This is a genomic window from Kitasatospora sp. NPDC057198 (genome assembly GCF_042670125.1).
Lineage (GTDB): Bacteria > Actinomycetota > Actinomycetes > Streptomycetales > Streptomycetaceae > Kitasatospora.
Map to the genome: position 1 here is coordinate 1 of NZ_JBHUWH010000213.1, position 12,725 is coordinate 12,725.

11 protein-coding genes are annotated in these 12,725 nt (G+C 75.7%); 7 read left to right on the forward strand and 4 right to left on the reverse strand.

Annotated elements, in window-relative coordinates:
• Positions 1–124 precede the first annotated feature (124 nt).
• On the reverse strand, positions 125–853 hold the full coding sequence (locus tag ACFUEL_RS22835; RefSeq protein ID WP_380238467.1) for a phosphatase PAP2 family protein: 729 nt from the start codon (positions 851–853) through the stop codon (positions 125–127).
• Between the two features lie 212 nt (positions 854–1,065).
• Between ACFUEL_RS22835 and ACFUEL_RS22840 the strand changes: the two genes are divergently transcribed.
• The 5 genes from ACFUEL_RS22840 to ACFUEL_RS22860 are packed head-to-tail and all read left to right on the forward strand — an operon-like array spanning position 1,066 to position 7,060.
• Positions 1,066–2,532, forward strand: a complete 1,467-nt coding sequence (locus tag ACFUEL_RS22840) for an aminotransferase class I/II-fold pyridoxal phosphate-dependent enzyme (RefSeq protein ID WP_380238468.1) — start codon at positions 1,066–1,068, stop codon at positions 2,530–2,532.
• Entirely contained in the window at positions 2,529–3,044 is a 516-nt protein-coding gene (locus tag ACFUEL_RS22845) for a CinA family protein (RefSeq protein ID WP_380238470.1), read from the forward strand. Before ACFUEL_RS22840 ends, ACFUEL_RS22845 begins: the two co-directional genes overlap by 4 nt.
• 53 nt (positions 3,045–3,097) lie before the next feature.
• Entirely contained in the window at positions 3,098–5,575 is a 2,478-nt protein-coding gene (locus ACFUEL_RS22850; RefSeq protein ID WP_380238472.1) for a molybdopterin oxidoreductase family protein, read from the forward strand.
• A complete protein-coding gene (locus ACFUEL_RS22855) occupies positions 5,572–6,072 on the forward strand; it encodes a hypothetical protein (protein WP_380238474.1) in 501 nt (166 codons plus the stop codon). The genes ACFUEL_RS22850 and ACFUEL_RS22855 overlap by 4 nt, the downstream gene beginning before the upstream one ends.
• Positions 6,073–6,094: 22 nt before the next feature.
• Positions 6,095–7,060, forward strand: coding sequence for an LLM class F420-dependent oxidoreductase (locus ACFUEL_RS22860; protein WP_380238476.1), 966 nt, complete (start codon positions 6,095–6,097; stop codon positions 7,058–7,060).
• Positions 7,061–7,099: 39 nt separating this feature from the next.
• Here ACFUEL_RS22860 and ACFUEL_RS22865 read toward each other — a convergent pair whose 3' ends face one another.
• Genes ACFUEL_RS22865 through ACFUEL_RS22875 form a run of 3 tightly spaced genes read right to left on the reverse strand, consistent with a single transcriptional unit; the run spans position 7,100 to position 10,046 of the window.
• Positions 7,100–7,822, reverse strand: a complete 723-nt coding sequence (locus tag ACFUEL_RS22865) for a Mut7-C RNAse domain-containing protein (protein WP_380238478.1) — start codon at positions 7,820–7,822, stop codon at positions 7,100–7,102.
• Between the two features lie 58 nt (positions 7,823–7,880).
• On the reverse strand, positions 7,881–9,068 hold the full coding sequence (locus tag ACFUEL_RS22870; protein WP_380238480.1) for an alcohol dehydrogenase catalytic domain-containing protein: 1,188 nt from the start codon (positions 9,066–9,068) through the stop codon (positions 7,881–7,883).
• 24 nt (positions 9,069–9,092) lie between these two features.
• Complete coding sequence (locus tag ACFUEL_RS22875) at positions 9,093–10,046, reverse strand: SDR family NAD(P)-dependent oxidoreductase (protein WP_380238485.1); 954 nt, start codon at positions 10,044–10,046, stop codon at positions 9,093–9,095.
• Between the two features lie 174 nt (positions 10,047–10,220).
• On the opposite strand from ACFUEL_RS22875, the gene ACFUEL_RS22880 reads away from it, so the two are divergent.
• Entirely contained in the window at positions 10,221–12,425 is a 2,205-nt protein-coding gene (locus ACFUEL_RS22880; RefSeq protein WP_380238482.1) for a catalase, read from the forward strand.
• Between the two features lie 87 nt (positions 12,426–12,512).
• A complete protein-coding gene (locus tag ACFUEL_RS22885) occupies positions 12,513–12,683 on the forward strand; it encodes a hydrophobic protein (RefSeq protein ID WP_380238484.1) in 171 nt (56 codons plus the stop codon).
• Positions 12,684–12,725 lie beyond the last annotated feature (42 nt).

Sequence of the window (12,725 nt, forward strand, 5' to 3'; positions counted from 1 at the left end):
GCACTTGGCCGAGCGGGGCTTCGCCGTCCGGCCCACGGTGTTGACCGGCGGGTGCGTCGGGCCGGCCCGTTCCACCCGGTCCCACCGACGGGCGGGACCGCGTTGGACGACCGTCCACCCGCCGTCAGGGCCGGGGGGCGGCCGGGAGCCGGGGGAGCAGGTGTACGCCGAGGGCCAGCCAGGCGGCTGCCAGCAGCCAGCCGCCCAGGACGTCCAGTGGCCAGTGCACGCCCAGGTAGACCCGGGTGAAGCCGATCACGGCGGTGAAGAGGAGTGCCGCCGTCGTTGCCGCGCGGGTCGCGGAGGAGCGGGTCAGGGCGACCGCGACGGCGAGCAGCCCGGCGGAGAGGGCGGAGGTGAAGGCGTGGCCGGAGGGGAAGGCGTGGTCGGAGGCGTCGAAGGCCCAGGAGGCGGCCGGCGGGCGGGGGCGGGCCAGGGTGCGCATCAGGCCCTGGCGGAGCAGTTGGCCCGCCGGCAGCCAGAGCACCGGGGCGAGCAGCAGCAGGGCGGCCGGACGGTCGGGGGAGGGGCGGCCGGGGGAGGGGCGGCGGGACCGCAGTACGACCGCGCCCGCGGCCAGGGCGAGCAGGTACGGGAAGACGTCGGTGCCCAGGGCGGTCACCGCGGTCCCCGCCGACCGGGCCCAGGCCGGGCGGTGGGCCACGCCCCAGTGCACCGCGGCGCTCTCGAAGCCGAACGGGGCCCGGCCGTGGGCCAGTACCACGGCCGTGAGCAGGGCGAACGCCCCGCCGCAGGCCGAAGCGAGCACGGCGGGGCGGCGCAGCGCTCCCGGGGCCGGCGGCGCCCCCGCGTCCGGTGGGGCCACGGCCGGCGGGGGCGGGGAGGGGAGCATCGGCGGTGCGCCTTTCCGGAGGCGGGGCGGGACGGCGGGGCGGCGGGCGAGGGCGGACGGTGTCCTCGTCACCAGCATGGCCCGGCGGCGCCGTACGGTTCCCGAAGATCCGGGAACGGCTGCGGGTGTCGGCGGGTGTCGGCGGTTGTCGGCGGGTGTCGGACCGGGGGCCGCCCGGTTTCGCCGCCCCGGGCCGGGGCACACGCGCCCGCATGGACCAGTCCCAAGCGCCGGTGCTCGAGGCCCTCGCGGCCTTCCACGCCAATCCGCTGACCGTGTTCACCCCACCCGGCCACAAGCAGGGGAGGGGTGCCGACCCGCGCGTCCTGGAGGTGCTCGGGGCGGACGTGTTCCGCTCCGACGTGCTGGCCTCCGGCGGCCTCGACGACCGCACCGACTCGCGCGGCATCCTGCCGCACGCCCAGGCGCTGATGGCCGAGGCGGTGGGCGCCGAGCACACCTTCTTCTCCACCTGCGGCAGCTCGCTGTCGGTCAAGGCGGCGATGCTCTCCGTGGCCGGGCCGCACGAGGAGCTGCTGGTCGGCCGGGACGCCCACAAGTCCGTGGTGGCCGGGCTGATCCTGGCCGGGATCCGCCCGGTCTGGGTCGACCCGTCGTGGGACGCCGAGCTGCACCTGGCCCACCCGCCGCGCGCCGAGGCGTTCCGGGCCGCGCTGGAGCGGCACCCCGACGCCAAGGGCGCGCTGGTCACCTCGCCCACCCCGTACGGCACCTGCGCCGACCTGGCGGGCATCGCCGAGGTGTGCCACGCCGCCGGGAAGCCGCTGATCGTGGACGAGGCGTGGGGCGCGCACCTGCCCTTCCACCCCGACCTGCCGCAGTGGGCGATGGACGCCGGGGCGGACGTGTGCGTCACCTCGGTGCACAAGATGGGCTCCGCGCTCGAGCAGAGCTCGGTCTTCCACCTGCGGGGCGACCTGGTCGCCCCGGACGTCCTCAAGCAGCGCGAGGACCTGCTCGGCACCACCAGCCCCTCCACCCTGGTGTACGCCGCGCTCGACGGCTGGCGCCGCCAGATGGTCCAGCACGGCCGGGAGCTGTTCGGCGCCGCGCTGGCGCTCGCCGCCGACGTCCGGGAACGGATCGAGGCCCTGGACGGGATGCACGTCCACGGCCGGGACGACTTCTGCGGGCCGCGCCTGGCCGCCGACCTCGACCCGCTGCAGGTGATCGTCGACGTCTCCGCGCTCGGCACCACCGGCTACCGGGCCGGCGACTGGCTGCGCTCCCACCACCAGCTCACCCTGCACGTCTGCGACCACCGCCGGATCAGCGCCCAGCTCACCCACGCCGACGACAGCACCACCGCCGACGCGCTGCTGCACGGCCTGCGCGAACTCGTCGCCGCCGCGCCCACCCTCCGCCCCGCCACCCGGGTGCACCTGCCCGACCCGGGCGAACTGCGGCTGGAGCAGGCGGACCTGCCGCGCGACGCGTTCTTCGGCCCGACCGAGCAGGTGCCGCTGAAGGAGGCCGCCGGCCGGACCGTCGCCGAGATGCTCACCCCGTACCCGCCCGGCATCCCCGCCGCGCTCCCCGGCGAACGCCTCAACGACGCCGTCCTGGAGTACCTGCGCACCGGGCTGGAGGCGGGCATGCTCATCCCCGACAGCGCCGATTCCGACCTGGCGACCGTCAAGGTCGTCCGCGAGCCGTGAGCGGCGACGGCCCCCGGCCCGGCCTGGACGAGCGCGCCGTGCTGGCCCGGCAGGTCACCGCCGCGCTCGCCGCGGCCGGGCACACCGTGGCCACCGCCGAGTCGCTCACCGCCGGGCGGCTGGCCGCCGTGCTCGCCGACGCCCCCGGCGCGGGCGGGGTCTTCCTCGGCGGCGTCGTCGCCTACGCGGCCGAACTCAAGACCGGCCTGCTGCGGGTGGACGCCGCCCTGGTCGCCGAGCAGGGCACCGTCCACCCCGAGGTGGCCGCCCAGATGGCCGAGGGCGTCCGGGCCCGCACCCGCGCCACCTACGGCCTGGCCACCACCGGCGCCGCCGGGCCCGCCCCGCACGACGGCCGCCCCGTCGGCACCGTGCACGTCGCCGTCAGCGGCCCCGGCGGCACCCGCACCGCCAGCCCCGAACCGCCCACCGACCGGCCCGCCGACATCCGGGGCACCGCCGTCGAGGCCGCCCTGCGGCTGCTGCGCGACCAGTTGCGCCCCGACGGCTGAGCAGCACGGACGGCCCGCACCACCCGAACGGCACGGAACCCGGAGGAGCAGCCATGCGCGAGCGGATCGACCGGATCGCCGAACCCTGGGGCGACCGCACCCCCTACCGGCCCGGCCGGCCCTGGCCGGTGCGCCGGGACGCGTACCTGACGGGGGACGGCGTGGACCGCTGGGTGCCGGCCGCCTCGCTGCTGCACTCCAACGGCGACGCGATGGACGTCGCGGTGCGCGACGGCCGGATCGTCGGGGTGCGCGGCCGGGCCGACGACCGGGTCAACCGGGGGCGGCTCGGCCCCAAGGACCTGTTCGGCTGGCAGGCCAACCACGCCCGCGACCGGCTCACCGTGCCGCTGGTGCGGCGTGGCGGAGAGCTGGTGGAGAGCGACTGGGACACCGCGATGGGCCTGGTCACCGAGCGGAGCAGGCAGCTGCTGGACGCGCACGGCCCCGGCGCGATCGGCTTCTACACCTCCGGCCAGCTGTTCCTGGAGGAGTACTACACGCTCGCGGTGATCGCCCGCGCGGGCATCGGCACCAACCACCTGGACGGCAACACCCGGCTGTGCACCGCCACCGCCGCCGAGGCGCTCAAGGAGACCTTCGGCTGCGACGGCCAGCCCGGCTCGTACACCGACGTCGACCACTGCGACACGCTCGCCCTGTACGGCCACAACATGGCCGAGACCCAGCCGGTGCTGTGGATGCGGGTGCTGGACCGCCTCGCCGGGCCCGAACCGCCCCGGCTGCTGTGCGTCGACCCGCGCCCCACGCCCGTCGCCGCCCGCTCCGAGGTGCACCTCGCGCCCCGGATCGGCACCAACGTCGCGCTGCTGAACGCGCTGCTGCACGAACTCGTCCGCACCGACCGGATCGACCACGCGTACGTCGAGGCGCACACCGTCGGGTACGCCGAGCTCGCCGCGGGCGTCGAGCGGTGCACGCCCGCCTGGGCCGCGCGGATCTGCGACGTGCCCGCCCGGGAGATCCAGCGGGCCGCCGAACTGCTCGGCGACGCACGGCGGTTGCTCTCCACCGTGCTGCAGGGCGTCTACCAGTCGCACCAGGCCACCGCCGCCGCCGTCCAGGTCAACAACATCCAGCTGGTGCGCGGCATGCTCGGCCGCCCCGGCTGCGGGGTGCTGCAGATGAACGGCCAGCCCACCGCCGAGAACACCCGCGAGTGCGGCGCCGACGGCGACCTGCCCGGCTTCCGCAACTGGCAGAACGGGCAGCACGTCGCGGAACTCGCGAAGCTGTGGAACGTGGCGGAGGAGCGCATCCCGCACTACGGCGCGCCCACCCCCGCGATGCAGATCTTCCGGTACGCCGAACAGGGCTCGATCAAGCTGCTGTGGATCTCCGGCACCAACCCGGCCGTCTCGCTGCCCGAACTCGCCCGGATCCGCGAACTCCTGCGCGCCGAGGGCCTGTTCACCGTCGTCCAGGACCTCTACCCGACCGAGACCGCGCTGCTCGCCGACGTGGTGCTGCCCGCCGCCACCTGGGGCGAGAAGACCGGCACCTTCACCAACGCCGACCGCACCGTCCACCTCTGCGAACAGGCCGTCGAGCCGCCCGGACAGGCCCGCCCCGACCTGGACATCCTGCTCGACTACGCCCGCCGGATGGACTTCCGCGACCGCGACGGCGCCCCGCTGATCGGCTGGCACGACGCGCCCGGCGCGTTCGCCGCCTGGCAGCGCTGCTCCGCCGGCCGCCCCTGCGACTACACCGGCCTCAGCTACGAGCTGCTGCGCGAACGCGGCGGCATCCAGTGGCCCTGCGACGCCGAGCACCCCGACGGCACCGAACGCCTCTACACCGACGGCATCAGCTGGGCCGCCCCCGACACCTGCGAGACCTACGGACGCGACCTGGTCACCGGCGCGTCCGTCTCCGAGACCGAGTACCGGGCGCTCAACCCCGGCGGCAGGGCCGTGCTCAAGGCCGCCGAGTACCTGCCCCCGCACGAGGACGTCAGCGCCGACTACCCGCTGCAACTCACCACCGGCCGCACCCTCTACCACTTCCACACCCGCACCAAGACCGGCCGCGCCCCCCAACTCGACGCCGCCGCACCCGAGATGTGGGTCGAGATCGGCGCCGGCGAGGCCCACCGGCGCGGCGTCGCGGAAGGCGACCTGGTCGAGGTCGCCACGGCGCGCGGCGCCGTCCGGGCCCGGCTGCGGGTCACCGCGCTGCGCGACGGACTGCTCTTCCTGCCCTTCCACTACGGCTACTGGGACACCCCCGGCCGCACCGGCCCCGGCCCCGACGGCGGGCGCGCCGCCAACGAGACCACCCCCACCGACTGGGACCCGGTCTCCAAGCAGCCGCTGTTCAAGACCGCCGCCGCCCGCCTCACCCGGCTCGCCCCCGGCGACGGCAACCCCGCCCCCGCCCCCACCACCGGAGCCTCCGCACCCGCCGACCCCGCCGCCGCACCCCCCACCACCGGCGGCCCCGCCGCCCTCGCCGACCAGCGGACCGCACCCGAAGCCACCACCGCACCGGAGGAGGCCGCCCCGTGAACCCCGTCGAAGCCGTCCTGCGCACCCTGCACGACGGCGAACTCGCCCTCCACGACGACCTGCTGGCCGCCGCCGAGGACCACCGCGCCGAACACGAGTTCCACCACGTCGCCACCGACACCGCCCGCTGGTCCGCCGAACACGCCCGGCTGATCGCCGCCACCGCCACCGCCCGCGGCCTGCACCTGCCCGCCGACCGCGACCCCGCCGACCGCGACCCGGCCGCCCTCGCCCGGCTGCGCCGCAAGGCCGCCGAGGACCTCACCCCGCGCCCCGACGGCGACGGCCTGCCCGACCTGCTGGAGACCCTGGCCGCCCTGCACCTCGCCGCCGCCCGCAACTCGCTGCACTGGGAGATGCTCGCCCAGGCCGCGCAGGCCGGCCGGGACGCCGAACTGCTCGAACTGGCGAGCCGCTGCCACCCGCAGGCGCTCCGCCAGATGCGCTGGACCAACACCCTGATCAAGACGCTCTCACCACAGCTGCTGACCGCGTAGACCCCTACGGGAGGAGCCACCCATGCGCATCGGATACACCCTCATGACCGAGCAGCGCGGCCCGCGCGACCTGGTCGCCGACGCGGTGCGCGCCGAACGGGCCGGGTTCGACTTCGCGGTCGTCTCCGACCACTACTTCCCCTGGCTGGACGAGCAGGGCCACGCTCCCTACGCCTGGGCGGTGCTCGGCGCGGCGGCCCAGGCCACCGCCGAACTGCCGCTGATGACGTACGTGACCTGCCCGACCGTCCGCTACCACCCGGCGGTGGTGGCGCAGAAGGCCGCCACCGTGCAACTGCTCTCCGAGGGCCGCTTCCGGCTCGGGCTGGGCAGCGGGGAGAACCTCAACGAGCACGTGGTGGGCCGCGGCTGGCCGCCCGTCGCGGTCCGGCAGGAGATGCTGGCCGAGGCGGTGGAGATCATCCGGGCGCTGTTCGCCGGCGGGTACGTCACCCACCACGGACGGCACTTCCAGGTGGACGGCGCCAAGCTCTGGGACCTGCCCGAGCAGCCGCCGCCGATCGGCGTCGCCGTCTCCGGCCCGGTCTCCTGCGCCACCGCCGGGCGGCTCGCCGACCTGGTGATCGCCGTCCAGCCCGAGCGCGAACTGCTCACCGCCTTCGCCGAGGCCGGCGGCGCGGGCAAGCCCTCGGTCGGCCAGGTGCCGGTCTGCTTCGACCGGGACCGGGACGCCGCCGTCGAGCGCGCGCACGCCCAGTTCCGCTGGTTCGGCGGCGGCTGGAAGGTCAACGCCGACCTGCCCGGCACCGCCGGCTTCGCCGCCGCCAGCCAGTACGTCCGGCCCGAGGACGTCGCCGCGTCCATCCCGTGCGGCGACCGGGTCGAGGACTTCCTCGACGCCGTCCGCCCCTACGCCGAGGCCGGCTTCGACGAACTCGCGCTGATCCAGGTCGGCGGCGACAGCCAGCCCGCGTTCACCGACTGGGCCGAGAAGGAACTGCTGCCCGCGCTGCGCGCCGCCTGGTGAGCCGCACCCGGCCGCCGGGTTCCGGGCGGGCCCGGGGGTTCAGCCGCCGAACTCGGCGACCGCCGCCGCCACGATCGCCTCCAACCGCGCGTGGTGCGCCCCGCGCCAGTAGACCTGGCCGCAGTCCGCGCACTGCGCGAAGGCGTCGTAGGAGCGCCCGGTGCCGTCCTCGATCCGGCCCCGCACCGCCTCCTTGGCGGCGGTGCGCAGCGCGCCGTTGCAGGCGGTGCACCTCGTCCACGGCGCCAGCGGCGGCGCGAACCGGGAGAGCACGTCGCGCAGCTGGTCCTCCGGCCGGTGGCTGTAGACGTAGCCGCCGGCCCACAGCTCGCGCCGGCGCAGCAGGCCCCGGTCCCGGGAGAGCATCACCCGCTGCTCGGCGGCCGACCGGGCGGCCAGCGCCGGGTCGCCGATGTCCACGCTCTCGTACGCGGCGTCGACGCCCAGCAGCCGCAGCCGGCGGGCCAGCGTGCCCAGGTGGACGTCGAGCAGGAAGCGCGCCGGCCCGGCCAGCCGCTGGGGCCGGGCCACCCCGAGCACCGCGACCCGCGCGCCCGGCCCGGCGACCCGGGAGACGGGCACCGGCGCGCCGTCCACCCGCAGCCCGCCGACCTCGGTGAGCGGCACGCCCAGCGACTCGACCACGTGCCCGAGCGTCGAGGTGCCGTCGGTGCGCACTGCGGCGGGCCCGGCGCGGTGCCGGGAGCCGACGAAGGGGTGCAGGTCGGGGGCGAACTCGATCCAGATCTCCGGTCTCTCCACGGCACCAGCATGCCAGCGCCCCCAAGCGGTTTTCCGCCCCGCACCGGGGGCGCCGCGGTCAGGGCTCGAACAGCACCTTGACCGCGCCGTCCCGCTTCTGCTGGAACATCGCGTACGCCTGCGGCGCCTCGTCCAGCGGCAGGTGGTGGGTGGCGAAGGAGTCCACACCCAGCGGGTCGGCGTCGGTCAGCAGCGGCAGCAGCTCGTCCGTCCAGCGGCGCACGTTGGCCTGGCCCATCCGCAGCTGGATCTGCTTGTCGAACATGGTCAGCAGCGGCATCGGGTCGGCCGCGCCGCCGTAGACCCCGGACACCGAGACGGTGCCGCCGCGCTGCACCAGCTCGATCGCCAGCTGCAGGGCCTGGAGCCGGTCCAGGCCGGCCTTCTGCATCAGCGGCCGGGCCAGCGCGTCCGGCAGCAGGCCGGTCATCCGCTGCGCCACCGACGCGACGGGGGAGCCGTGCGCCTCCATGCCGACCGCGTCGATCACGCTGTCCGGGCCGAGGCCGTCGGTCAGGTCGCGCACCGCCTGCGGCAGCAGCTGCGGCCGGTCGTTCAGGTCCAGCACCACCGCGCCGCGCTCCCGGGCCCGCCGGAGCCGCTCCGGGACGAGGTCCACCCCGATCACCTGCCGGATCCCCGGGCGCAGCAGCGCCATCCGCACGCACATCTCGCCGATCGGGCCCAGCCCGAGCACCAGCAGCGTGCCGCCGTCCGGCACCGCCGCGTACTCCACGGCCTGCCAGGCCGTCGGCAGCACGTCGGAGAGGAAGACGTACCGGTCGTCCGGCGGCCCGTGCGGGACCTTCACCGGCAGCGTGTCGCCGAACGGCACCCGCAGCAGCTCGGCCTGCCCGCCCGGCACCTGCCCGTACAGCTTGGTGTAGCCGAACAGCGCCGCGCCGCTGCCGTACTCGCGCACCTGGGTGGTCTCGCACTGCGAGTGCAGCCCCTTGGAGCACATCCGGCAGGTACCGCAGCTGACGTTGAACGGCACCACCACCCGGTCGCCCGGACTCAGCGAACCCACCGCGCCGCCCACCTCCCGGACGACGCCCATCGCCTCGTGCCCCAGGACGTCGCCCGGGTCGAGGAACGGCCCCAGCACCTCGTACAGGTGCAGGTCGGAGCCGCACAGGCCGGTCGAGGTCACCTCCACCAGCACGTCCGAGGGCTCCTCGATCCGGGGGTCGGGCACCTCCGTCACCCTGACGTCCCGCCTGCCCTGCCAGGTCACCGCACGCATCACGCGCTCCTTCCGTAGGGTCGGTCAATCCGCTTGCGGGCCGGGCTCGTTGTTCGCGCGACCGGCCCGGTCGCCGAGGGCGGTCAGCACCGGCACCAGCCGCCCCGTCCGCCCGGCCGCCGCCTCCCCCGACAGGTCGTGCTCGGCGACCCGGCCCGGCCCCGGCAGCAGCCGGCCCGCCGCGCCCAGCAGCGCCCCGAACGCGCCCGGGGCCACCCCCTCCAGACGGGTGGCGAGCTTCGCGGCCGGGGTCAGCACCAGCTCCGGCCGCCCCCCTTCGGCGGCCCGCACGATCCGGCGCGCCGCCCGCCCCGCGTCCATCGACAGCAGCGGCAGGCTCGCCGCCGCGCCGAACCAGGCGTACTCCAGCGGCGCCCGGCCGGAGAACCGGGCCGCCCGGTGCGAACCCGTCCGCATCAGCCCCGGCACCACCGTGGTCACCCGCACCCCGCTGCCCGCCAGCTCCACCCGCAGCCCGCGGGAGAACGCCGCCAGCGCGGCCTTCGCCGTCACGTACGGCAGCAGGTGCGGCGCCGGGACGGGCCCGCCGATCGAGGCGATGTTCACCACCGAGCCGGTGCCGCGCTCGCGCATGCCGGGCAGCACCGCCAGCACCAGCTCCAGCGGCGCCGCCACCATGACGTCCCAGGAGGTGCGGAAGTCCTCCCCGGTCAGCGCCGGCAGCGGCCCGACCTGGATCACCCCCGCGTTGTTCACCAGCACGTCCAGCGGACGCCCCAGCCGCTCGGCGGCCTCCGCGGCCACCGCCCGCCCCGCGCCCGGCACCGACAGGTCGCACTCCAGCGCCGCCCGGCGGGTCGTCAGCCGCCCCAGCCTCCGCTCCGCGAAGGCCAGTTCGGCGCCGTCCCGGGCGCACACCGCGACCCGGCAGCCGCGCCGGGCCAGCTCCTCGGCCACCAGCAGGCCCAACCCGCGGGACCCGCCGGTGACCAGCGCCGCCCGGTCGGCGAAATCCATCCGTGCCACGACCGCCACCTCTCCTCCGCACACGACTGCGCCGCGCCTGCCCGAGGTGCAGGGGAGGAAACCGGACGATAAGAGATATACGGGGACATTCATTCGTTTCTGCCCGGCCCGGCCGGTTAGCCGGGTCGGTAGAGCCCACGACCTCCACGCCCCGGAAGGACACCCATGACTGCCGACGACACCCGACCCGACCTGCCCGGCAAGCCGAGCGCCGGGCAGCCGACGGTCGAGGAGCCGGTCGAGCCGCGCCCGCCGCTCCCGCCGAAGCCCGACCAGGCCGCCCCCACGACCGTCTCGGCGACCGGGCGAGACCCGCGGGACGGCGGCGGTCCGGTCCGCGCCCAGGCCGGCGCGTACCTCACCAACGCGCAGGGCACCCGGCTGCCGGACTCCGACCACTCGCTGAAGGCCGGCCCGCGCGGCCCCGTCCTGCTCCAGGACCACCACCTGCGGGAGAAGATCACCCACTTCGACCACGAGCGGATCCCCGAGCGCGCGGTGCACGCCCGCGGCGCCGCCGCGCACGGCGTGTTCGAGAGCTACGGCACGGGCGCCGGGCTCAGCAGGGCCGGCTTCCTCGCCGCCGGGGCCAGGACGCCGGTCTTCGTCCGGTTCTCCACCGTGCTCGGCTCGCGCGGCTCCGCCGACACCGTCCGCGACACCCGCGGCTTCGCCACCAAGTTCTACACCGACGAGGGCGTCTTCGACCTGGTCGGCAACAACATCCCGGTGTTCTTCATCCAGGACGCGATCAAGTTCCCGGACGTGGTGCACGCCGCCAAGCCGCACCCCGACCGGGAGATCCCGCAGGCGCAGTCCGCCCACGACACCTTCTGGGACTTCGTCTCGCTGCACACCGAGGCCACCCACCACACCCTGTGGAACATGTCCGACCGGGGCATCCCGCGCTCCTACCGGACGATGGAGGGCTTCGGCGTCCACACCTTCCGGCTGGTGAACGCCGAGGGCGGCACCTGCCTGGTCAAGTGGCACTGGAAGCCCAAGCTCGGCGTCCACTCGCTGACCTGGGACGAGGCCCAGCTGATCGGCGGCGCCGACCCCGACTTCCACCGCCGCGACCTGTACGACGCCATCGAGGCCGGCGCCTACCCGCACTGGGAACTCGGCGTCCAGGTCATGCCCGACACCCCCGAACAGACCTTCGAGGGCATCGACCTGCTCGACCCCACCAAGCTCGTCCCCGAGGAGCTGGCCCCCGTCCAGCCGCTCGGCCTGATGACCCTGCACGCCAACCCGACCAACTTCTTCGCCGAGGTCGAGCAGGTCGCCTTCCACCCCGGCCACCTGGTGCCCGGCATCGACATCACCGACGACCCGCTGCTCTCCGGCCGGCTCTTCTCCTACCTGGACACCCAGATCACCCGGCTCGGCGGCCCCAACTTCGCGCAGATCCCGATCAACCGCACCCACGCGCCGGTCAACGACATGCTGCGCGACGGCTTCCACCAGGACGCCGTGCACACCGGCACCGCCCCCTACAAGCCCAACTCGCTGGACGGCGGCTGCCCGTTCTTCGCCGGCACCGACGAGCACGCCTTCGTCGAGCACCCGCAGCCCGTCCCGGCGGCGGAGAAGGTCCGGGCGGCGCCCGCCTCGTTCGACGACCACTTCAGCCAGCCCCGGATCTTCTGGGCCAGCATGACGCCCGTCGAGCAGGAGCACATCATCAACGCCTACGCCTTCGAGCTCGGCAAGTGCACCGAACCCGCCGTCCGCGAACGCAACCTGCGGGTACTGGCCCGGATCGACGCCCGGCTGTGCGCCGAGGTCGCCACCGGCCTCGGCCTGCCCGTCCCGGAGCCCGACGGCGACCCGGCGGCCCCCGAGCCCAGCCCCGCGCTCTCCCAGCTCGGCCGCGAGTGGCCGGTCACCGGGCGGACGGTGGGCATCCTCACCGGCCCCGACACCGACCCCGGCGCGCTCGCCGCCGTCCGCGAGGCCGCGCTCGCCGCCGACCTGGTGCCCCTGGTGGTCGCCCCCACCGGCGGCGACCCGGCCGAGGTGCAGCGCAGCTTCGCCACCGCCCGTTCGGTCGAGTTCGACGCCGTCCTGCTGGCCGGCGTCCCCGGCCCCGCCGCCGACGCCGCCCCCGCCCGGGACGCCCGCGCCGCCGGACCGCACACCACCCTCGACCCGCGCCTGGTGCTGCTGCTCGGCGAGGCGTGGCGGCACGCCAAGGCGATCGGCGGCTGGGGGGACGTCCGCGACGTCCTCACCGCGGCCGGCCTCCCGCCGGACGGGCCCGGCATCGTCCTCGGCACCGACCCGGTGCGGGTCCTGCGCGACCTGGCGGACCTGCTCGCCGGGCACCGGGTCTGGGACCGCTTCCCGCCGCCCGAACAGGGCTGATCCGGAAGGATTTTCCTACCGGCGGGCGGCATGCTCGGGCGATCGGCGGGCAGACGGCGGACGTACCGATACCAAGGAGGACAAATCGTGGTTCCGCTCCTGTTGGTCCTGCTCCTCGCCCTGCTGCTGTTCGGCGCGGGCTTCGCGGTGAAGATCCTGTGGTGGGTCGCGGTCGTCGTGCTCGTCGTGTGGCTGGTGGGCTTCCTCGCCCGCGGCACCAACGCGACCGGCGGCCGCGGACGTTGGTACCGCTGGTAGCGGACCCGCGGTACCGACGACGCCGGCGGCGGAGGCCCAGAG